This window comes from Citrobacter sp. On2M (assembly GCF_018035235.1).
Lineage (GTDB): Bacteria > Pseudomonadota > Gammaproteobacteria > Enterobacterales > Enterobacteriaceae > Citrobacter > Citrobacter meridianamericanus.
In genome coordinates this window covers 16,862-38,492 of record NZ_WPCV01000006.1, presented here as the reverse complement: position 1 = coordinate 38,492, position 21,631 = coordinate 16,862, and the positions used below count along the sequence as shown (strand labels likewise).

Genomic DNA, 21,631 nt, shown 5'->3' with positions numbered 1-21,631 from the left:
GCTCCCCCTACAACGGTTTTGTGAAGCGAAAATGGCTCATGGTATAGCCTTCGCGCTGATAAAAACGGTGCGCGTCAAGGCGTTGGGTGCTGGTGGAAAGTTCGGTTATTTCCGCGCCCGCTTCGCGCGCGGTGGCTTCGGCCCAGGCCAGTAACTGGCTGCCAACGCTTAGCCCTCGCGCCTGCGGCATCACCACCAGCTCCTGGATCTCGCCAATCCAGTTGGCGTGGTGCAGATGAAACTGCAGGTGCAGGCCGATCAACCCCACGATCTGTCCGTCAAGCAGCGCCAGCTGGTAGTGCATATTGGGATCCTGCAGATTAGCGGCGTAACCAGCGCTAAAAGCCTGCAGGTCGAATTGACCCTGCTTCAACTCACAGACAAGCGCGTAAACTGCATCGGTATCGTAGAGCGTGGCGCGGCGTAATTCACAGACAGACATGTTTCTTCTCCTTGCGTCCCATCAGTGTGAGTAGTGTAGCGACAGACTGTAGCAAACTACCATCGTTGTTCAGGACGTGGCAGTCATACGGCGCATAGCGCGCCGCGCGTTCAAGGCGGGCGGCGATTTCCGTTTCGCTCTCCCGCCCACGAGCCTGCAGGCGCTGGCGGAGAATTGCCGGAGAAACCTGTAAGCAAATGGGGAGTAAAGAAGCGCCATAGCGACTTTGCGCCTGGGGCAGATGCGCACGTGAGCCGTTGACCACCACATCAAACCCGGCGTGCAGCCAGAGGTCTATCTCCACGCCCACGCCGTAGTAGAAGCCGTTCGCGTGCCAGCTCAGCGCCAGCAGGTTCTGCCCGGCGCGGGTAAAAAACTCTGGTTCGCTCAGCGCAATATGATTTTCATTTCCTGCGTTGGCGGCGCGGGTGATGTAGCGATGCGCCACCAGCAGTTGTGCAGGTTCCTGTAGGCGGAGTTCCGCCAGCAGACTGTCCTTACCGGAGCCGGACGGCCCCATCAGCCAGATCAGTTTAGCCATAGTCAGAATACCCTTTTGCCCTGACGCCAGACGTGGTCGATATGGATGTTGCCGTCTTTGCGATGCGCCAGCACCAGATCCGCGCGTTTCCCTTCGGCAATAACGCCGCGATCGTCGAGATTTAATGCCCGCGCCGGATTGTGGGTCACCAGACGAATGGCCTGTTGCAGCGTAAAACGGTTGGCCTCATCGTCCGCCACGCGAAACGCCGCATCGAGCAGGCTGGCGGGATAGTAGTCGGAGGAGAGAATATCCAGCAAGCCCAGCTCAGCCAGTTTATGCGCCGCCACGTTGCCGGAGTGAGAACCACCGCGCACGATGTTTGGCGCGCCCATCAGCACGTTCATGCCATGATGGCGCGAGGCCTCTGCAGCAGCAAATGTGGTAGGAAATTCGGCGATCACGCTGCCAAGTTGATGCGATTCCAGCACATGATCGCAGGTTGCGTCGTCATGGCTCGCCAGCGCAATCTGGCGTTCGCGACACATCTGCGCAATGGCCGTACGGTTGGGCTGCGACCAGCGTGCGGCGAGGGCCAACTGTTCTTCTTCATAGCGGGCCATCTGCTCGTCGGTGAGCGAATATTTCCCCTGATAATACTCACGATATTTTTCGCGGCTAGCGAACTGGCGCTGGCCCGGCGAGTGATCCATCAATGAAACCAGCGTCACCGGCTCACGACCAACCAGTTTTTCAAACAGCGGCAGGGTAGTGTGATGCGGCAGTTCGCAGCGCAGATGCAGACGGTGCTCAGCGCGATTAACCCCGCGCTTTTGCGTCTCTTCAACTGCATTAATCATTTTCTCCAGATTTTCGAGGCGGTCACCGCCGTCGCGCACATCGCCAATCGCCACCGCGTCCAGCACGGTGGTAATGCCGCTGGCGACCATCAGTGCGTCGTGGCTGCTCATCGCCGAGTGGGCTGGCCAGTCTACCTTCGGGCGCGGGGTGAAAAACTTGTCGAGATTGTCGGTATGCAGCTCGATAAGTCCTGGCAGCAGCCAGCCGCCTTCGCCGTCCAGCGCCTCTGGTAAACGGCTCTGACTCTCAGTAAAGGCGCGGATAATTCCGCCCTCAATTTCCAGCGATCCTTGCACCACGTCATCTTCCAGCACCAGCTTTACATTATTGATAATCATGCTGTTGTTCCCATCAGGTGCAGGCGATCTGCTACGCGATCGCGCACGGTTTGATCGTGAAATATGCCGACAATTGCCGCGCCGCGCGCTTTCGCTTCTTCAATCAATGCGACAACGGCGGCGCTGTTTTTGGCGTCCAGCGAGGCTGTAGGCTCATCGAGCAGCAGAATCGGGTAATCGACGATAAACCCGCGGGCGATGTTGACGCGCTGCTGTTCGCCACCGGAAAAGGTCGACGGTGCGAGATGCCACAGTCGTTCTGGTACGTTCAGGCGGGTAAGAAGATTGGCCGCTTTGGCGGTGCACGCCTCACGAGGTACACCCAGATCCAGCAGCGGTTGCATCACCACATCCAGCGCGGAAATCCTTGGGATCACGCGCAGAAACTGGCTTACCCAGCCGATGGTTGAACGGCGAACTTCCAGCACTTTGCGCGCCGGGGCCTGAACCAGATCGACCCATTCATCGCTGTGACGAATGTGGATGTGTCCTTCATCCGGCAGGTAGTTGGCGTACAGCGAGCGCAGCAGCGTAGATTTACCGCTGCCGGAATGACCGTGCAGCACTACGCATTCGCCATTTTTTACTTCCAGCGTGGCGTTTTGTAGCACCGGCAGACGTACGCCGTTTTGCTGATGCAGGACAAAAGTTTTACTGACGTTTTCAACGCGAATCATTTGAGCCTCTTAGTTCTGCAGTACGGACGACACCAGCAACTGGGTGTACGGATGGTGCGGGTCGTCGAGCACGCGGTCGGTTAACCCACTTTCCACCACCTGACCCTGTTTCATCACCAGCAAACGGTCTGCCAGCAGACGCGCCACGCCCAGATCGTGGGTGACAATCACCACCGCCAGATCCAGTTCCACCACCAGGCCGCGCAGCAGGTCCAGCAGCTTGGCTTGTACGGAAACGTCCAGCCCTCCGGTGGGCTCGTCCATAAATACCAGTTTGGGATGGGTGACGAGGTTGCGGGCGATCTGCAGGCGTTGCTGCATGCCACCGGAAAAGGTGGTTGGCAGGTCGTCGATACGCGAGGCGGGGATCTCCACCTCCTCCAGCCAGCGCTGTGCGGTGGCGCGGATGTCGCCATAGTGACGCGCGCCGGTGGCCATCAGGCGCTCGCCGATGTTGCCACCGGCGGAGACCTGACGGCGCAGACCATCCAGCGGATGCTGGTGCACCACGCCCCATTCGGTGCGCAGCAGACGGCGACGATCGGCCTCATTCATGCCGTACAGCGAGCGGTTCTGATACAAAATCTCACCGCTCTGTGGCGTCAGCCGTGAAGAGATCGATTTCAGCAGTGTGGTTTTGCCCGAGCCGGACTCGCCGACGATACCCAGCACTTCGCCAGGCCACAGGTCAAAAGAGACATCGCTGAAGCCTTTGCCCGGCGCGTAGAGATGAGTCAGGTTGTTGACTGAAAGCAGCGGTTGCGTCATTTGCTGAGGGCCTCGCTCTGTTGGCGGCAGTAGTCAGTGTCGGAGCAGACAAACATGCGTTTGCCGGTGTCATCGAGCACCACTTCATCGAGATAGCTGTGGGTTGAGCCACAAATGGCACAGGGCTCATCCCAGCGCTGTACGGTAAACGGGTGATCGTCGAAATCGAGGCTTTCCACGCGGGTGTAAGGTGGTACGGCATAGATGCGCTTTTCGCGGCCTGCGCCAAACAGTTGCAGGGCCGGCATCATGTCCATCTTCGGGTTGTCGAATTTCGGGATGGGCGACGGGTCCATGACGTAGCGGTCATTGACCTTCACCGGATAGGCGTAAGTGGTGGCGATATGACCGAAGCGGGCAATATCTTCATACAGTTTCACCTGCATGATGCCGTACTCTTCCAACGCGTGCATGGTGCGGGTTTCCGTTTCGCGCGGTTCGATAAAGCGCAGCGGTTCGGGGATCGGTACCTGGAAGATAATGATTTGATCTTCCACCAGCGGCGTTTCCGGGATGCGATGGCGGGTCTGGATCAGCGTCGCGTCTTCCGTACGCTCGGTGGTATTGACCCCGGTTACGCGTTTGAAGAAGTTGCGAATCGACACGGCGTTGGTGGTGTCATCCGCGCCCTGGTCAATCACCTTCAGCACGTCTGGTTCGCCAATCACGCTGGCTGTGAGCTGAATACCGCCCGTTCCCCAGCCGTAAGGCATCGGCATTTCGCGACCGCCGAACGGTACCTGGTAACCGGGGATCGCCACCGCTTTCAGAATTGCACGGCGGATCATGCGCTTGGTCTGCTCATCAAGATACGCAAAGTTATAGCCGGAGAGGTTAGTGGTCACGGGTAGACTCCTGTTGCAGGCGTTTGAGCAGTTCCAGCTCGGCCTGGAAATCGACGTAATGGGGAAGTTTGAGGTGCGATACAAAACCCGCCGCCTCGACGTTATCCGCATGCGCCAGCACGAACTCTTCGTCCTGCGCCGGTCCCGTGACCGTCTCATCGTAATCGGCTGCCTGTAGAGCGCGGTCCACCAACGCCATCGCCATCGCTTTGCGCTCGCTCATGCCGAACACCAGTCCGTAGCCGCGGGTAAAATGGGGGGAATCGTTTTCCGGCGCGACAAAACCGTTGACCATTTCGCATTCAGTCATCAGCAATTCGCCGACGTTCACCGCAAATCCCAGCTCTTCCGGGACGGTTTCCAGTGCCACATAGCCGCTGCGGATTTCGGCGGCAAACGGATGATTGCGCCCGTAGCCGCGCTGGGTGGAGTAGGCCAGCGCCAATAGATATCCCTCGTCGCCGCGCATCAACTGCTGCAGGCGTGAAGCGCGTGAACAGGGGTAAACCGGCGGCGTGCGGGTGATGTCATCGGGTTGAGCGCCGTCGTCCTCTTCGCGCTTTGCCAGCCCCTGATTCGCCAGCAGGGAAAAAACGTGCGGGGAGGCATCTTGTTTGCTATCAGCGGTGCGCAGTGGCGGCGTTTCGCCATTGGCCAGCAGGGTAAAATCCAGCAGACGATGGGTGTAGTCGTAGGTTGGACCCAACAGTTGCCCGCCGGGAATATCCTTGTAGATGGCGGAAATACGTCGTTCGAGGTGCATCTCGGCGCTGTTTACCGGCTCGCTCACCGCCACTTTTGCCAGCGTAGTGCGGTAGGCGCGTAGCAAAAAGATAGCTTCTACGCTATCGCCGCTGGCCTGTTTGAGCGCCAGTGCCGCCAGTTCACGATCGGCGATGCCGCCTTCGGTCATTACCCGGTCGACGGCCAGGTTCATCTGCTGTTCGATTTGCGCCACGCTCAGTTCAGCAATGGTCTCATCGCCCCGGCGTCGGTTTTCTTGCAGGGCGTGGGCGTTGGCTATCGCCTTCTCGCCCCCTTTGACGGCGACGTACATCAGCACACCTCCACATGGGTGGTTCGCGGAATAGCCAGCAGGCGCTCGCCGCAAGTGAGGATCAGATCGACTCCCAGCGGGAACGGGTGCGGACGCTCGGTGAGTTCGTGAATCAGGCATTCCGGCAGTTGCGGCGCGATCATGCGTTCTTCAGCGATACCGGCCCCGGTCAGGCGCAGCATGCGTCCGCCGCTTAAGCCAGAGATTTGCACAATCAACGTGGCGCTGGTTTCAGGTGCGACGGCGGAACCGGCAGAGAGGGCGTTTAGCTGTTCGCTGCTAATGTGTCCGTCGGCGACGGCAAAGGCTGCCAGTTGCGGCTGATCCACCAGCGGCGCGTTGGTGTGAAAACGCAGGTTCTGCCGGGCGATATCGTTATCCATCGACGGTGCCAACCAGACCGGCGTGTCGCCGTCAACCAGGGTCAGCAGCACGCTGGTGGTTGCCAGGCCCAGCGGCTGCCAGCCGTGTTTCAGTTGATGCAGGGCGACGATGACGCCCGGTTCGCTCATGGCTTTCAGCAGGCGACGAAAGCTCTGCTGAGCATCCTGAACGGGTAAATTAAATGCGGTCTGTAAGGTCATGCGTTATCTCCGCGTACCAGCGTGAAGAAGTCGACCCGGCTGGCGTTGACTTCGGCACGGCGTGCGCTAATCAGCGCCTCGCGTTCCGCTTCCAGCGGGGCAATTAAGGTTTCCATTAGGTTCTGGAAATGCGTTTGCTCCTGCAGCAGTGCGTCAATGACTGCGCACTGCTCGGCATGGCGTTTGTTGCGTCCCAGCAGGTAGCCGTAACCCAGCGTGCCGCTTTTCAGGCGTATTACTGCACGGGTAATCGTGGTGTCACCGGCAAAGAAGCGGTTGCCGGTGCCGCCCATGCGGGCCTGGATCTGCATCAATCCGCATTCAGGTGCGCGGATGAGTTCATAGTCCGGCGTCAGTTTGAGCGCGTTGATGCGGGCGTTCAGGGCATCGGCATTGCTGTAAGCCAGCGCGCGCATCCAACGCTGGCGGGTGGCGGTATCGAAATGCATTCAGTGCTCCATAGTGAATTCGATCATGTCGGCGCGGGTCAGGCTGACGGAATATTCCGCCGCGTGTTCTTCGCCTTCACGGTGGTTCAGGGTGCGCACGCACAGCAGCGGCGCCATATTGGGGATTTCCAGTACCTTGCTCTCTTTGGCCTGTGCGCGGCGGGCGCTGATGCGCGTCTGCGTCCGTAGCAGCGTCAGACCGGACCGTGCGTGCAGGTAGTCGTGCAGTGAGCCGCTGTTGAAGTCCTGCAGCAGCGGCCACAGCGTGAGGTCGGAAAAATAGTGGTCGATCTGGCACAGCGCGATGCCGTTTACCCGGCGCAGAGTGCGCAAATGAATCACGTTATCGCCCTCGTTAATGCTGAGCGCGTCGGCAATGTGGCCGGAGGCCGGGCGCAGTACCGCCAGCAGTTTTTCGCTGGTGGGATGACTGCCCTGGTCCAGCAGGTTCTGGCTAAAGCGCGCCTGAGCATTGAGCGGGTAATCGAATGGGCGCATCAGCACCAGTACGCCGACGCCCTGGCGACGTTGAACCCAACCGCGATCAACCAGCTGGTCAATGGCGCGGCGCAGGGTGTGGCGGTTAACATCAAAACGCGCGGCAAGCTGATGCTCGGCGGGCAGATAGTCGCCGCAGCGGTAATGTTGACGTAGCTCCTGCTCAAGTCTCGCGGCAATTTCCTGATAACGCGTTGGATAACTGGTCGGATGTGTAGACAAGTGCATAGCAATCAATGCCTCGTTAATCAGATAAAGTGCTTACGCAAACGCTGGGAAAGGAAATCCAACAGGCTGACAGTGACGATGATTAACACCATCAGGGCGCAGGTTTGCTGGAACTGAAAGCCGCGAATCGCCTCCCATAAGGTCACGCCAATCCCGCCTGCACCCACCATGCCGACCACCGTGGCCGAGCGAACATTGGATTCAAAGCGATACAACGAGTAGGAGATCAGTAGCGGCATGACCTGTGGCAGAACGCCGTACAGAATCTCTTCAATTTTGTTGGCTCCGGTGGCGCGAATACCTTCTACCGGACCCGGCTCAATGGCTTCTACCGCTTCGGAAAGCAGCTTGGAGAGTACCCCTGTGGTGTGGATAAACAGCGCCATCACCCCGGCGAATGGCCCTAACCCGACGGCGACCACGAACAGCATGGCGAAGACCATTTCATTGATGGCGCGGCAGGCGTCCATCAGGCGACGCATCGGCTGGTAAATCCACCACGGCACGAGATTGTCGGCGCACATCAGGCCGAAGGGAATCGACAGCACCACGGCGAGGGCGGTCCCCCAAACGGCGATTTGCAGAGTGACGGCCATTTCACCGAGATAGTCCTGCCACTGGCTGAAATCTGGCGGGAAGAAGTCGGCGGCGAAGGTCGCCATATTGCCGGAATCCTCGATCAGCGTGAGCGGGGCCATTTCGGCACCTTTCCACGAGACCACCAGTACGGCGAGAAGAATGGCCCAGCTCAGTAGTGAGAACCAGCTACGTTTGGGCGGGGCAACGGTGATGGTTTGCATGTTTGACTCCGTTGGAACGTGTATTTGCGTGGCAGGCCGGATAAGCGCAGCGTCATCCGGCCCACAAATCACTGCACCGCTTTGCTGACGCTGGTCATGGCTCCCAGGGCTGCGGTCAGACGGTCCAGGTCGTCGAGCTGCGCTTTCAGCGCCGAGGTTTTGCTGGTTTTCTCTTCCTCGTTCAGCCCTATGTTGTCCTTCACGCTCTGCATCTCTTTAAACAGCGCCAGTTGGCGAATCGGCACCAGCTGTAAGTCGCTGGAGGCACGGAACGGCGCCCATCCCAGGCGTTCCAGTACGGTTTTCTGTTCCGGCGTTTTGCCGTAATTCATAAAGAAGTCGTACACCTTGTCCTTGGTGTTTTCGGAGAGATTTTTACGCCAGACGATCGGATCGCCCGGAATCAGCGGTGACTTCCAGATAACTTTCAATTCTTTTAGTTTGTCCGGCGCGGACGTTTTCAGCTTGTCGAGGTTTTCGGTGTTGTTGGTGGCGACATCGACCTGTTTGTTGGCGACGGCCAGAGCGTTGGTTTCGTGCCCGGCGTTAACGGTGCGTTTGAAGTCGCTGGCGGAGATGTTGTTTTTGGCGAAGACGTAATAACCGGGAACGAGGAAGCCTGATGTCGAGTTTGGATCGCCGTTGCCGAAGGTCAGATCCTTACGTTTGGCGATCAGATCGTTCAGGTTATTGATCGGACTGTCTTTGTTAACGATCAACACGCTCCAGTAACCCGGGGATCCGTCGGCGGCGACGGTCTGGGCAAACACTTGCCCGTTAGCGCGATCCACCGCTTCCATTGCCGAGAGATTGCCGTACCAGGCGATATCCACTTTGTTAAAGCGCATGCCCTGGATGATCCCGGCGTAGTCTGGCGCGAAGAAGGCGTTTACCTTCACGCCCAGCGATTTTTCCATGTCCTTCAGGAACGGTTCCCACTGTGGCTTCAGGTTTTGCTGTGATTCGGTCGAAATAATGCCAAAGTTCAGCGCTTTCTCTTGCTCCTCGGCAAATGCTGGACTGAGCAGAGTACTGACGCTGAACATGCCGGTGAATGCCAGCGCGGCAACAGCCTTGTAATTCATGTTTATTCCTCAGTTCGGACAAAGTTAAGCAGCCTGCGCGTTCTGTTCGACGCGGTTCATGCTGCGGTAAAGATGGTCAAAACGATCGTTATCAAAATGCTGGCTGCTGCCATCAAAGAAGACGTTGCCCTGGCGCAGCGCGACAATGCGTTCGCAGTAGCGCAGGGCGTAATCCACCTGATGCAGCGTGACGACCACGGTGATGCCGTCGGTCTGGTTGATGTCGCGCAGGGTGTCCATCACGATGCGTGCGGATTCTGGATCCAGCGAGGCAATAGGCTCGTCAGCAAGGATTACTTTTGCCTGCTGCATTAACGCGCGGGCAATCGCGACGCGCTGCTGTTGCCCGCCCGAAAGCGTGGAAACGCGTTGGTAGGCAAAGTGCGCCATGCCAACGCGGGTTAACGCTTGTAATGCGCGCTGTTTCTGCTCAGCGGTAAACCAGCTAAAACAGGTGCGCCAGAACGGTGTGCTGCCGAGCGCGCCAATCAGAACGTTCTCCAGCACCGTCAGGCGATTCACCAAATTGAACTGCTGGAAGATGTAGCCGGTGTGGGCGCGACTTTTGCGGATATCGCGCGCCAGGCGGCCTTCATGTTGAACGGTGCGACCCAAAAGTTCGACGTGGCTACCGGGTGATTTATCACCGACGATCAAGCCGCTTAAATGACGTAAAAGGGTGGATTTGCCGGAGCCAGACGGCCCAAGCAGAGCCACCATCTCACCGGAACAGATGTTCAGATCAACCGCATTAAGCGCCTGATGTTGATTGAAGGATTTGGAGAGTTTTTCGACGCGAATAATCGTTTGCATGTTGCGGCCTCCCTAAAAAAGTGGCCCCATCGTGGCGGATCAATGTGACGTTTTCGTTAAGGGATGGTTACTTGGCGATGAAGAGTTGAGCGATATTTGATGACAGTACGGGAGGGTTGGCCTCCCGTTTGATTACTCGGATAGCGGCTGCTGTTTGACGACGTTGATCATCCACGGGACACCATACTGGTCACTCACTTTACCGAAACCGTGGGCCCAGAAGGTTTCCTGCCAGTCCATTTCGATTTTTCCGTTTGCTGCCAGGTTATCAAACCAGCGTTTACCTTCGTCGACGTTTTGCGTGTCGAGCACTAGCGTAAAGCCGGAGTAGTGGGCATTTCCGTCAGGGGCGCTATCGCTCATCATGATGTCGCTGCCCGCAACGCGCAGGTTGGCGTGGGCAATGGCGGTATCGGGGAATTTCATAGCGGAAGGGCAGCCTTCTTCACTGTCCTGCGCCGATTTGGGCATTTCACTGAAGTTGATTTTGTAGAGCAGCTCAGCGCCTAACGTTTTTTGATAGAAAGCGATAGCGTCGGCGCAGTTGCCTGCAAAGGAGATATAGGGACTTAACGGCATAATCTTTACCTCAGGTAAAAGAAACCAGTTAAGTGTAGTTATCGTCTGCATAAACAAACCAGGCGGGAAGTATGAGCTTCCCGCCTGGTTGATGAGCTGGTGTAGGCCTGACGAGCGTAGCGCCATCAGGTAATTTGCATCAGTTCTTTTTCACAAACTCAGATTTTAGCTTCATTGGACCAAAGCCATCGATTTTGCAATCGATGTTGTGGTCGCCTTCAACCAGACGAATGTTTTTTACTTTGGTCCCGATCTTCAGCATGGAAGAGCTACCTTTTACCTTCAGGTCTTTCACGACGGTAACGCTGTCGCCGTCGGCCAGCAGGTTGCCGTTGGCATCTTTAACGATCAGTTCGTCGCTGTCGTGAGCCGGTTCAGCATCGTTCCATTCGTGAGCGCATTCCGGGCAGATGAACATGCCGTTATCTTCGTAAGTGTATTCGGAGTTGCATTGTGGGCAGTGTGGTAATGACATGTGGATTTCCTCAAAAGTCAGCAGGGGCAAATGCGCCCAAAAAATGGCAGATTGCCGAAAAAGGCCGCAATTATACATAAAATCCCTGCTTTTGTCGGGACTACTGCGCAATTAAGCAAAATGATCTGCTGTAAAGACCCCTTGCATTAACCTCAATGAAAGTATGGCGGAATATTTTTTAAGGGAAATTGCTACGCCAGGTTATTTAAGATAAGGTGAGGCGAAATATCTGATATTCATAGGTAACATCGCCTGGGGATGTCTAAGTCATTGTGATTAAATATCTCATACCCCCTTAATTTTAGTAGGGGGATTAAGCTGGCATTTTTTAAAACTGAACTACGCTGTTTATCTTTCTTACTTATTACATAAGTGAGAGGCTTCATGCCAGCGGTTGTACGTCAAAATTATTTTAATAATATCAATTGGTTGTTTTGATTTTAATTATTTCCACACGTAATTATAAAAGCCAAAAAATCTATAAATAAAACGATTGGGCTAAATAAAAGTAATGTTATTTGCGTTAAGGAAAGATTTTCCATGCACACACAGACAATATATGAATTAAGTCAGGAAGCGGAACGCTTGCTGATGCTTTCGCTTGAACATCTCAGGCAATTGCAAACATTGCCTATAACGTCGTTAGATGATGTTGCGCTAAAACAAGGAGAGCATAGCAGACAGGTGGTCCAGCCCCTGCATTTCAGCGCGCGTGGCATGGATGTCCAGCAAGCAACACTCAACAATGAGCTGCGCAAGATTACGCGTCTGGAGATGGTGCTGGCGATTGTCGGCACTATGAAAGCAGGGAAGTCGACGACGATTAACGCAATTGTGGGGACCGAAGTTTTACCTAATCGTAATCGCCCGATGACGGCGTTACCGACGCTAATCCGCCATACGCCGGGACAGAAGGAACCGGTTCTGCATTTTTCACATGTCGCGCCGATCGATGCTTTGATGAAAGTTTTACAGCAGCGCGTGCGCGAGTGCGATCGCCAGCGTCTTACGCAGACCCTGGAGATTGATAAGGATATGAATCTCCTGCTGCAACATATTGAAAATGGTGTCGCATTTGAACGCTATTATCTTGGCGCACAGCCTATTTTCCATTGCCTTAAAAGCCTGAATGACCTGGTGCGTTTGTCAAAGGCGCTGGAGGCTGATTTTCCTTTTGCCGCTTATGCCGCGATTGAGCACATTCCGGTTATCGAGGTTGAATTTGTCCATTTAGCCGGACAGGCGAGTTATCCGGGACAATTAACCCTGCTGGATACGCCAGGGCCGAATGAGGCCGGGCAACCGCACTTACAAAAGATGTTGAATGAACAGCTGGCGCGGGCTTCCGCGGTACTGGCGGTGTTGGATTACACCCAACTGAAGTCTATTTCTGATGAAGAAGTGCGTCAGGCGATTATGGCGGTCGGAAAGTCAGTGCCGCTGTATGCGCTGGTGAACAAATTCGATCAGAAAGACCGCAACAGTGATGATGAAGAGCAGGTGCGGGCGCTCATTTCCGGTACGCTGATGCAAGGGGGAATTGCCCCAGAGCGAATTTATCCGGTTTCTTCTATGTGGGGTTATCTGGCGAACAGGGCGCGTCACGAGTTGATGACCCACGGGCGGTTGCCGGATCATCAGGTGCAACGTTGGGTACAGGATTTTGCCGAAGCGGCGCTTGGCAGACGCTGGCACACCACCGATCTTGAGGATATGGAGCACATCCGTCATGCCGCCGATCTGTTGTGGGAGGATTCTTTGTTTGAGCAGCCGATCCAGAAAGTGATTCACGCCGCTCACGCCAATGCTTCGCTGTATGCGCTACGCTCAGCGTCGCATAAGTTATTGAACTATGCGCAAAGCGCGCATGAATACCTGGAGTTTCGCGCCCACGGGTTAACGGTCGCCTATGAAAAGCTACGGTTGAACATCACGCATATTGAAGAGGATATGCAGCAGTTAGAAGTGAGCCAGGGGCGGGTGAGCGATGAAGTCAGTCATGAGGTAGAGCTGACTTTGGCGGCTGCCGCGGCCTATCTCAGTGAGCAACAGACCGAGATTCTTCGCAGTATCAACACGTTTTTTGTCAAAGAAAACGTTCTGATGATGTCTCGGCATGGCCTTGGAGCTGGCGTTTCCTCGGTAGAAATGGCCGGAGAAATGCTGGTGCTGCATGATGAAGGGCAGGCGAAAATCGTGCTGGATAAAATACGATCGTCCTGTGAGGTCGTATTGCTGGCAGCGCAGGAAAGTATGAGTCGGGATTTAGCTCTGCGCTTTGAGCAGCTTGAGTCGACGCTGTCCCGGGCGCTAAACGACGCTATGCGCCCTATTGAGCAGCGGGTGAAAGAGGAACTTAATCATGCTGGTTTTCGTGCGCGGATCCGTTTTCCGGCGTTTCATACGGCGATGTTTAACTTCAATACCCGCCAGTTGTTTAACGAGGCCATTGAACAGGATATTCCGGTAGAAAATCCGCCGTCGACTGGTGGCGCGGTGCGGGATACGTTCTCTCGCTGGCTGAATCAACCCAACTGGGGATGGAATGATTACGTCGAAACAAAAACGCGTTATCTCATTGATATGGGAGCTCTGCATAAAAACCTTGTGCACTACGTCACCCAGTTTTGCCAACAAATTCGTAAAGCTTTAGCGGCTCAGGTCGATATTTCCGTTACGGCAGGCATGGCCACGTTTTTTGCTGACTTTTCACTGTGTTTGACGCAATTACAGGCGAGCCTGCGTGAGAGTCTGACCCTGCGTCAGCAAAATGAATCTGCGGTGAATGCCCTGAACGAACAACTGCAGCATTGTATTACGACTGCGGCATGGCTTTATGAAGATTCCCGCTTGCTGCGCGACGATATCAATACCCTTTTTGCAACCGAGCACACATGACTAACGTGTTACTGGAAGGCCCCGGGCGGACGCTGGAGTGTGTCTACCCGAAGTTTATGGTCGATCTGGTTCAGGGAGATGAAACCAAACGTTCCGGCGGTTTTCTGCAACAGCAGCAGCGCCTGCGAGCACGCCTGACGCAGGAGGTGTTATCCCAGACGCAACTGCGTGCGTGGGTAATGGCGGGCGTGTCCAGCGAGCATCTGGTGATGCGGCTAAAGCTGGTGGAAAAACTGGCTGGCATGATTGACCCGGGTCATCTGGCGCTGGTACGCATTGCTGAAGGGCTGATGTGTTTACAACAAACTGAACACCCGCGTGGACTTTCCACACCTGGTCTTGTGCAGCAGATCAGTTCGCTTGCTGACTGGTTTACCCAGCGCGGCGCTTATAAAGAGAAGGCGGTGACGCAACGCGGTCTTACAGTTCAGGCGGGCGAACACAGCGAGCAAATTTTTACCCGCTGGCGGGCTGGCGCGTATGACGGTTGGTCGTTACCTGGACGCTGTTTTGTCGCGCTGGAGGAACTGCGCTGGGGGGCCTTCGGTGACGCTTGCCGGTTAGCGAATGCCGATGTGGTGTCAATGCTGAAAGACAATCTGCGTACGATGGCCGCTCAGGCGCTGGCGGATAGCGTGAATGCGGCGCCCGCCACGCGTCATTACTATCATCATTGGCTCAGTACGCCAGCCATTGGTGGCTCAGTAGAGCATCACGATATGTTGAGCTGGCTGGGGGACTGGTGCGATGCGCAACGCCATCCGGTGAGCTGGTCGGTGACGCAGCGTTGGCAAAATGTGGCTCTGGGAATGCCGAGATTGTGTTCGGCGAAGCGGCTGGTCGATGCGATGGTTGAGGAGATTTTCGCACCGCCCCAGCTCATCAGTTGAGCAGGGGCGGTAAGTGAAGCAAAGGCAGGCTTAGTGGTGCAGTGAGTCTGCCGGGGTAGCCACCGTCTCGTTGGCGACCTGGTTTTTATTAAAATGTTTGGCATACAACGCGGTGATAATCGGCACCAGAATGGCGGTGACAATCACGCTGGCGGCAACCAGTGCCGTAGCGGATGCGGCAACCGGTTCAAATGCCGGGTTGATCTGGGCGATAATCACCGGGTTTGCCACCGCAGCGCCTGCGGCAGAAGAGGCTGCCACGCCCGCCGTACCGTTTCCGCCGCCAATGACGCGGTCAGCAATAATCAGCGGGATACCGGTGATGACGATAACCGCGACACCCAGCAGAATGCCCAGCAGACCAGTATCAACGATGACGCTCAGGTTAATCGTGTTGCCCAATGCGAAGCCGAAGAACGGGATCAGCACTGGGGTAGCTTTGCTGAAGAAGGCACGAAGATCGTGATCCAGGTTACCCAACGCAAAACCAATCAGGAACGGTAATACCGCGCCGACAAAATGGTGTGGTTCGAAAGAGGCCAGGCCCGCAGAGCCGAGGATCACCATTGTCATTAACGGACCGGATTCCAGAGACATCAATACAAAGGCGCCAGACTCTTCTTTTGTTCCGTACTGGTTCATCAGGCTGGCGTACAAACCGCCGTTGGTCATGTCCATCGCTGAAACAATGGCCAGTACGGATAGACCGGCAAAGAACCCGGTTTGAATACCGGTATCAGGAATAAATGAAGCGGCAATCATTGCCACTGCCCATGCCACGGCTATTTTGGTTAATACCAGCGTGCCGGATTTGCGTAATACCGTACCGGTTGCCCGTAAATCAATAGATGCGCCGATACAAAAAAACCACACAGCCAGAATTGGCACCGTTCCGCTGATCATACCTTTAGTAAACGAACCGAAATACGCGCCGGTATCCGGAGCTAACGTATTTAACACTGCGCCTAATAACAGAGGAATCAACATCATTCCGCCGGGGATGCGTTCAATCGTGGCTTTAATTTTCATAAACGTCCTCATGTCTTGTCGCAGCTAATACTCGCGAAAGAAAAATTAATAAATTCAAATGGTTATTCGGATCTTTTAACAAAGAAAACCACTATCTCTTTGTTTTATAAAATCTAACGCGGCATACGTTGAGCGTGTTGCTGCTCCCAGGGATATTGCGTCTGGAATTAGTTTGCATTCATGGGAACATTGATTCAATCAAAATAAAACGATGTTTTAGTTATCTTCATCACATATTCCGAGCAAAAAACCTTAAACGCCATGATTATTAAAAAAGCTGTGATCTTTTTGTGAAGGGATGTAGTGTTTTTTTTGCTAGCAGAATAATAGTGACTATTGTGATTGTTGGTGAAATAAAGCGATGTATTCTTAAATTCCATTGTCAAAAAAGCGCAAGCGTGACATGTAAAAAATCTGACTCAGAATGAGCTGATTTACACATGTTGACGAAATGAAAATTTATATGTGAAGTTGATCACAAATTTAAACACTGTTAGGGTAAAGAGGTCATTAACCGCCCAATCAGGCGTCAACAGGTTCGGTTGTATAACCCTTAACCAGGGTGTGTAAGTAAACCTGCTACGCTTGTTACAGGGAGTGCGCTTGTGCATTCCCCGCTCGGCGATGACCTTGACGCATGCGGCGTTGAGACTCGACTGGAGCGTGACAGGGCTAAGTCTACGAGGACTGGTATGCTTAAAAGGAAAAAAATAAAACCAATAACGCTGCGCGACGTTACCATCATTGATGATGGTAAACTGCGGAAAGCCATTACCGCGGCGTCGTTAGGTAATGCGATGGAGTGGTTTGATTTTGGTGTTTATGGGTTTGTTGCTTACGCATTAGGTAAAGTGTTCTTCCCGGGGGCTGACCCCAGCGTGCAGATGGTTGCCGCACTCGCTACTTTCTCTGTTCCCTTTCTGATTCGACCGCTTGGCGGATTGTTCTTCGGTATGCTTGGCGATAAATACGGTCGTCAGAAGATCCTCGCCATCACCATTGTGATTATGTCGATCAGTACCTTCTGTATCGGTCTCATTCCTTCATATGCCTCGATTGGTATCTGGGCGCCGATTCTGCTGTTGCTGTGTAAGATGGCGCAGGGGTTCTCGGTCGGTGGGGAGTACACCGGGGCGTCGATTTTTGTCGCAGAGTACTCGCCAGACCGTAAGCGCGGATTTATGGGCAGTTGGCTGGACTTCGGCTCGATTGCCGGGTTTGTGCTGGGTGCGGGCGTGGTAGTCCTGATCTCAACTGTCGTCGGCGAAGAAAACTTCCTTGAGTGGGGCTGGCGTATTCCGTTCTTCCTTGCGCTACCGTTAGGGCTGATTGGCCTGTACCTGCGTCATGCGCTGGAAGAAACGCCGGCGTTCCAGCAGCACGTGGATAAACTGGAGCAGGGCGATCGACAGGGTCTGCAGGAAGGTCCGAAGGTTTCGTTTAAAGAGATTGCGACCAAACACTGGCGCAGCCTGCTGGCGTGTATCGGGCTGGTTATTGCTACCAACGTCACCTATTACATGCTGCTCACCTATATGCCGAGCTACCTGTCGCATAACCTGCATTACTCTGAAGACCACGGCGTGTTGATTATTATCGCCATCATGATTGGTATGCTGTTTGTACAGCCGATTATGGGTTTGCTCAGTGACCGCTTTGGACGCCGTCCGTTTGTGATTATGGGCAGTATTGCGCTGTTTGTGCTGGCCATTCCGGCATTTATCCTGATCAACAGTAACGTCATTGGCCTGATTTTCGCCGGGTTACTGATGCTGGCGGTGATCCTCAACTGTTTTACCGGGGTGATGGCGTCAACGTTACCGGCGATGTTCCCGACGCATATTCGCTACAGTGCGCTGGCCGCCGCGTTTAATATCTCGGTATTGGTAGCCGGTCTGACCCCGACGCTGGCCGCATGGCTGGTGGAAAGCTCGCAGAATCTGATGATGCCAGCTTATTATCTGATGGTAATTGCGGTGATAGGTTTAATTACTGGCGTGACCATGAAAGAAACCGCCAATCAGCCGTTGAAAGGGGCCACGCCTGCCGCGTCGGATATTCAGGAAGCGAAAGAGATCCTTGGCGAGCACTACGACAATATTGAGCAGAAAATTGAAGACATCGATCAGGAAATTGCAGAGCTGCAACTTAAGCGTACGCGCCTGGTGCAGCAGCATCCGCGTATTGATGAGTAGTTTTCATGGCTTAAGGTTGGCTTAATATCCTTCAGGCAAACTCTCCTCCATATCCTCGGAGGAGAGTGTCATGAAAACCCGCATTTACGAAAGTTTGACCACCGTGTGCAGCGTACTAATTATCAGCAGCTTTTTGTACGTATGGGTGAGTTCTTACTGATCTTTCGCTAATTCTACCCACGCGCGAGTACCGGTGGTTCCCTGACGATTTTGCAAATAAAAATGCCCGCGATGTAACTGGGTGATTCGACTGACAATGCTCAGTCCCAGCCCAATCCCGCCAAAACGGCTATCCATCCGCACAAACGCTTTGCTCAGTTCCCCGCATTTACTTTCATCAATGCCTGGCCCTTCATCTTCGACGGCCATGACGGCATCATGCTCTGTATTCAGACTAATCGTAATATGGGTGCCTTCCGGGCTGTAGCGATGTGCGTTCTCCACCAGATTTCGCAGCAACATCCGTAAGAGCGTTGCATCGCCACGTACGACAACGTCCACAGTACTTTGCGGTAGGAGCAGCGTCTGCTGGCGCTGGTCCAGCATGGTGCTGAGTTCATCGTAGGAGGGCAGAATCACATCCTCCAGCAGTTTGACGTGCTGATAGCTCCCGGCTGAAAACGACTGTCCGACGCGGGCGAGTTGCAGCAGCTGCGACACGCTATCCATCATTTGGTCAAGGCGGGCAATTAACGGCGAAACATCGACCTTATGAGTTTTGGACAGTAATTCAAGATGCAGGCGCACGCCTGACAGCGGCGTGCGCAGTTCGTGAGCGACATCGGCGGTAAATAAGCGTTCGTTTTCAATCGTGCTGGTTAGCCGCGTTACCAGGTCGTTTAGCGCTGAGACAACCGCCTGGATCTCAATGGTTGAGCTGTGAATTTCAATCGGGGTCAGGTTATCGGCTGCCCGCGCTTCCAGCTCTTTTTGCAGATCCGCCAGCGGGCGAGTAATACGTCGCACTGCCTGGTAGCAAATCAGCAGCGCCAGGCTGACCATAAAGATTCCGGGGACGATCAGGCTGGCGATAGCCTCACGGATCTCATGCATGATGTGGCGATCGTTGTTACGATTTTCGCGCAATGCCTGTTCGAATAACTGTATTTGCTCGGTACTTTCGTGCCACAACCAGAAGGTACTAATCAGCTGAAAGACCAGCAGAATAAGACCAATCGTCAGCATCAGGCGATGACGAAGCGGGAGAGGTTGTTTTAGATATTGCAGCAGCTTCACTTAGCTTTCCTCAGTGGCAACCAGCATATAGCCAAATCCCCTGACCGTGCGGATGCGAGATTTTCCGACTTTGTCGCGCAGGTTGTGAATGTGCACTTCCAGCGTATTGGTCGACGGTTCGTTATCCCAGCTGTAGATGTCGTTATAGAGGATTTCCCGGTGTACCGGGCTGCCCGCTTTGAGCATCAGGCGCGACAGGAGTGCGTATTCTTTTGGCGTTAAGATAACCTCTTGCCCGTCCATCCACACCTGGCGACGACCGATATTCAGCGTCAGGTTGCTGACAATGAGTTCACTTTCACCCTGATTGTTATGCCGACGCAGCAGCGCCCGGATGCGGGCATGCAGTTCTTCCAGTGCGAACGGTTTGACCAGATAGTCATCGGCCCCCACGTCCAGCCCGCTGACCCGGTCTTTCACCGTATCACGGGCGGTGAGGATGAGTACCGGCACGGTGTATTTTTTCTGCCTGATTCGGTTCAGAAAGTGCAGGCCGTCTTCATCCGGTAAGCCCAGGTCGAGGACCACCAGACTGTAATGTCCGCTTTCCAGACACTGCTCCGCTGCACGGGCCGTCGATACGCCGTCGCAGGCATAGCCTTCTGTTTGCGCGGCGAGTATCAGTCCCTGTAATAACAACGTATCGTCTTCAACAATCAGAATTTTCATTCGTTTAGCCTCCCCGGCAGGGTTGCAGAATATCATCTGTCGCCTGGTATTTCTTTGTTTGCACGCCTGTTAATCCCAGCAGGGTAGAGAATAGATTATCCTGTGAGAAATCTTCTGAGCTTGCCCGTTTTTGTAAACATGTCTGAGAGACTTGATAGCGTTGCTGATAATCTTCTGAGAGCCACAGCAGCATCGGCACATGTTTTTGCGTATCTGGCGCAATCGAATACGGCAGGCCGTGCAAATAGACGCCATTTTCCCCTAAGGATTCACCGTGATCGGAAAGATAAACCAGGCTGGTGGTGAAATTATCCTGATGCTCTTTCAGTATATTGATTGCTTTATCAACAATATAGTCAACGTAAACAAGAGTGTTGTCGTAGGTATTGATCAACTGCTGCTGTGAACAATTCTGGATTTCGTTAGTGTCGCAGGTTGGTGTAAATTTCTTGAACTGCGCAGGATAGCGGTTGTAATAGGTCGGGCCGTGGCTGCCGATGGTGTGCAGCACAATCACGCCGTCGCCTTGCAGGTTATTAATATACTCTTCCAGTCCGTGGAACAGCACTTCATCGTAGCATTCGCCGTCAATACACTGTCCTGGCAGGTTCAACTCGGTCATATTCTGGTGTGGTACCCGGTCACAGGCTCCTTTGCAGCCGCCGTCGTTATCGTTCCACAGCACGTTAATTCCTGCGCGCTGAATAATGTCGAGGACGCCTTCCTGATGCTGCGCCAGTTCTTCATCGTAGTGTGCGCGCGGCATATCGGAGAACATGCAGGGTACGGACACTGCCGTTGCCGTTCCGCAGGAGGTGGTGCGGGGGAAATAGACCACATCATCTTTTTCCAGCAGCGGGTTGGTCTGGCGCGAATAGCCAGACAGCGAGAAGTTATCTCCGCGTGAGGTCTCACCGAGAACCACAATTGTCAGGTTCTTACGTTTTTCTTTTACCATTAATGGGTTGCGATGCGCATCTTCGCCAATACGCACCAGCGGTAGGTGGGCCAGCCTCTGGTGTGAATACCAGGACGATGTCGCCACAATGCTGTTGGATGGGCTGAGAGATTTCACCAGCTGTTTATTGTTGCGAAACAGTGAGGCGTAATCTTTGTAGAAGAAGGTGGCGACCAGCACGATCAACAAAGCGGACACCAGAATGTTAGCGCCACGGAACAGTACGCTGCGCATTACCGGGGCGATTGGTTTGATTCTTACCCAGCAGGCAATGAGCGCGGCCAGAATTCCGCTCACACCGAGCGTGAGGAGCATTTTTGGCGTCAGCAACGCGAAGGTTTCTGCGGGCGTAGTGTCCATCATGTTGGCGATCATCGAGCGGTCGATGATGATGCCGTAGGTCATGATGAAATATTGGGCCGCTGCGCCAACCAGAATGAAAATGCAGGCCACCAGGCGATTAAGCCACAGGAATGAGGCCAGCGTCAGCACAATGTTCATGACGCTGAATGCGACGACTGGCATCGACAAAAACACCAGCACGTTACGCACGGAATCCAGCGGCAGGACTTGCAGCACTTGTTTGTAGAACGCAATGTTCAGAAAAGTTGCAAGATAAATTGAGATCAGCAGAATCCAGCTGATTAGACCGAGAACAGGCCTTTTAAACAGGTGCTTTAACATTAAGGGGGTTCCATCGACTAAGTGGTGCAAATCCTCTCAAAGTAAAGTTAAGCCAACCTTAAGTTCTTAATGTTGATTCCGAATCGCGGTAG

23 protein-coding genes are annotated in these 21,631 nt (G+C 54.3%); 4 read left to right on the top strand and 19 right to left on the bottom strand.

What is annotated here, in order from left to right:
- Window positions 1-7: 7 nt before the first annotated feature.
- The 15 genes from phnO to On2M_RS22015 form a co-directional block, all read right to left on the bottom strand.
- Window positions 8-442: an aminoalkylphosphonate N-acetyltransferase gene (gene phnO / locus On2M_RS22085; protein ID WP_187253965.1), complete on the bottom strand. Its 435-nt coding sequence runs from the start codon at window positions 440-442 to the stop codon at window positions 8-10.
- Window positions 429-983 carry a ribose 1,5-bisphosphokinase gene (gene phnN, locus On2M_RS22080; RefSeq protein ID WP_151218035.1) on the bottom strand — a complete coding sequence of 185 codons (555 nt, stop codon included), beginning with the start codon at window positions 981-983 and terminating at the stop codon, window positions 429-431. The genes phnO and phnN overlap by 14 nt, the downstream gene beginning before the upstream one ends.
- 2 nt (window positions 984-985) lie before the next feature.
- Entirely contained in the window at window positions 986-2,122 is a 1,137-nt protein-coding gene (gene phnM, locus On2M_RS22075) for an alpha-D-ribose 1-methylphosphonate 5-triphosphate diphosphatase (RefSeq protein ID WP_210905461.1), read from the bottom strand.
- Entirely contained in the window at window positions 2,119-2,799 is a 681-nt protein-coding gene (gene phnL, locus On2M_RS22070) for a phosphonate C-P lyase system protein PhnL (protein WP_151218033.1), read from the bottom strand. Before phnL ends, phnM begins: the two co-directional genes overlap by 4 nt.
- Before the next feature lie 9 nt (window positions 2,800-2,808).
- Window positions 2,809-3,567 (bottom strand): phosphonate C-P lyase system protein PhnK, encoded by a 759-nt coding sequence (gene phnK, locus On2M_RS22065; protein ID WP_003844769.1) that lies wholly within the window; start codon window positions 3,565-3,567, stop codon window positions 2,809-2,811.
- Entirely contained in the window at window positions 3,564-4,355 is a 792-nt protein-coding gene (phnJ, locus tag On2M_RS22060; RefSeq protein ID WP_247605068.1) for an alpha-D-ribose 1-methylphosphonate 5-phosphate C-P-lyase PhnJ, read from the bottom strand. Before phnJ ends, phnK begins: the two co-directional genes overlap by 4 nt.
- Before the next feature lie 46 nt (window positions 4,356-4,401).
- On the bottom strand, window positions 4,402-5,469 hold the full coding sequence (locus On2M_RS22055; RefSeq protein ID WP_187253963.1) for a carbon-phosphorus lyase complex subunit PhnI: 1,068 nt from the start codon (window positions 5,467-5,469) through the stop codon (window positions 4,402-4,404).
- The gene (gene phnH, locus On2M_RS22050; protein WP_151224624.1) at window positions 5,469-6,053 is read right to left on the bottom strand and encodes a phosphonate C-P lyase system protein PhnH; all 585 of its coding nucleotides are present in this window, start codon (window positions 6,051-6,053) and stop codon (window positions 5,469-5,471) included. The genes On2M_RS22055 and phnH overlap by 1 nt, the downstream gene beginning before the upstream one ends.
- The gene (phnG, locus tag On2M_RS22045) at window positions 6,050-6,502 is read right to left on the bottom strand and encodes a phosphonate C-P lyase system protein PhnG (protein WP_151218029.1); all 453 of its coding nucleotides are present in this window, start codon (window positions 6,500-6,502) and stop codon (window positions 6,050-6,052) included. Before phnG ends, phnH begins: the two co-directional genes overlap by 4 nt.
- On the bottom strand, window positions 6,503-7,228 hold the full coding sequence (gene phnF / locus On2M_RS22040; protein ID WP_151218028.1) for a phosphonate metabolism transcriptional regulator PhnF: 726 nt from the start codon (window positions 7,226-7,228) through the stop codon (window positions 6,503-6,505).
- Window positions 7,229-7,248: 20 nt separating this feature from the next.
- Window positions 7,249-8,028 (bottom strand): phosphonate ABC transporter, permease protein PhnE, encoded by a 780-nt coding sequence (phnE, locus tag On2M_RS22035; protein WP_003841119.1) that lies wholly within the window; start codon window positions 8,026-8,028, stop codon window positions 7,249-7,251.
- Window positions 8,029-8,096: 68 nt separating this feature from the next.
- Window positions 8,097-9,113: a phosphonate ABC transporter substrate-binding protein gene (gene phnD, locus On2M_RS22030; protein ID WP_210905460.1), complete on the bottom strand. Its 1,017-nt coding sequence runs from the start codon at window positions 9,111-9,113 to the stop codon at window positions 8,097-8,099.
- Window positions 9,114-9,137: 24 nt separating this feature from the next.
- On the bottom strand, window positions 9,138-9,926 hold the full coding sequence (gene phnC / locus On2M_RS22025) for a phosphonate ABC transporter ATP-binding protein (RefSeq protein WP_151218026.1): 789 nt from the start codon (window positions 9,924-9,926) through the stop codon (window positions 9,138-9,140).
- A 132-nt stretch (window positions 9,927-10,058) separates the two neighbouring features.
- A complete protein-coding gene (gene yjdN, locus On2M_RS22020; protein WP_151218025.1) occupies window positions 10,059-10,505 on the bottom strand; it encodes a VOC family metalloprotein YjdN in 447 nt (148 codons plus the stop codon).
- 139 nt (window positions 10,506-10,644) lie between these two features.
- Window positions 10,645-10,980: a zinc ribbon domain-containing protein YjdM gene (locus On2M_RS22015; protein ID WP_096758651.1), complete on the bottom strand. Its 336-nt coding sequence runs from the start codon at window positions 10,978-10,980 to the stop codon at window positions 10,645-10,647.
- A 540-nt stretch (window positions 10,981-11,520) separates the two neighbouring features.
- Here On2M_RS22015 and crfC point away from each other — a divergent pair.
- Window positions 11,521-13,878, top strand: a complete 2,358-nt coding sequence (gene crfC / locus On2M_RS22010) for a clamp-binding protein CrfC (RefSeq protein ID WP_210905459.1) — start codon at window positions 11,521-11,523, stop codon at window positions 13,876-13,878.
- Window positions 13,875-14,768 (top strand): diguanylate cyclase regulator RdcB family protein, encoded by an 894-nt coding sequence (locus On2M_RS22005; RefSeq protein WP_151218024.1) that lies wholly within the window; start codon window positions 13,875-13,877, stop codon window positions 14,766-14,768. Before crfC ends, On2M_RS22005 begins: the two co-directional genes overlap by 4 nt.
- Window positions 14,769-14,798: 30 nt before the next feature.
- Here the strand turns inward: On2M_RS22005 and kdgT are convergent, their stop codons facing one another.
- Window positions 14,799-15,797 (bottom strand): 2-keto-3-deoxygluconate transporter, encoded by a 999-nt coding sequence (kdgT, locus tag On2M_RS22000; protein ID WP_247605065.1) that lies wholly within the window; start codon window positions 15,795-15,797, stop codon window positions 14,799-14,801.
- Between the two features lie 692 nt (window positions 15,798-16,489).
- On the opposite strand from kdgT, the gene proP reads away from it, so the two are divergent.
- Complete coding sequence (proP, locus tag On2M_RS21995; protein WP_151218022.1) at window positions 16,490-17,992, top strand: glycine betaine/L-proline transporter ProP; 1,503 nt, start codon at window positions 16,490-16,492, stop codon at window positions 17,990-17,992.
- Window positions 17,993-18,062: 70 nt separating this feature from the next.
- Window positions 18,063-18,152, top strand: a complete 90-nt coding sequence (pmrR, locus tag On2M_RS24460; protein ID WP_151218021.1) for an LpxT activity modulator PmrR — start codon at window positions 18,063-18,065, stop codon at window positions 18,150-18,152.
- Here pmrR and pmrB read toward each other — a convergent pair.
- From pmrB to eptA, 3 genes are read right to left on the bottom strand one after another with little or no spacing between them, the layout of a single operon-like run.
- Complete coding sequence (gene pmrB, locus On2M_RS21985; protein WP_187253959.1) at window positions 18,146-19,228, bottom strand: two-component system sensor histidine kinase PmrB; 1,083 nt, start codon at window positions 19,226-19,228, stop codon at window positions 18,146-18,148. The two genes, pmrR and pmrB, sit on opposite strands and share 7 nt — an antisense overlap.
- A complete protein-coding gene (pmrA, locus tag On2M_RS21980; protein WP_003031849.1) occupies window positions 19,229-19,897 on the bottom strand; it encodes a two-component system response regulator PmrA in 669 nt (222 codons plus the stop codon).
- A gap of 4 nt (window positions 19,898-19,901) precedes the next feature.
- Window positions 19,902-21,539 (bottom strand): phosphoethanolamine transferase EptA, encoded by a 1,638-nt coding sequence (gene eptA, locus On2M_RS21975; protein WP_151218020.1) that lies wholly within the window; start codon window positions 21,537-21,539, stop codon window positions 19,902-19,904.
- Window positions 21,540-21,631 lie beyond the last annotated feature (92 nt).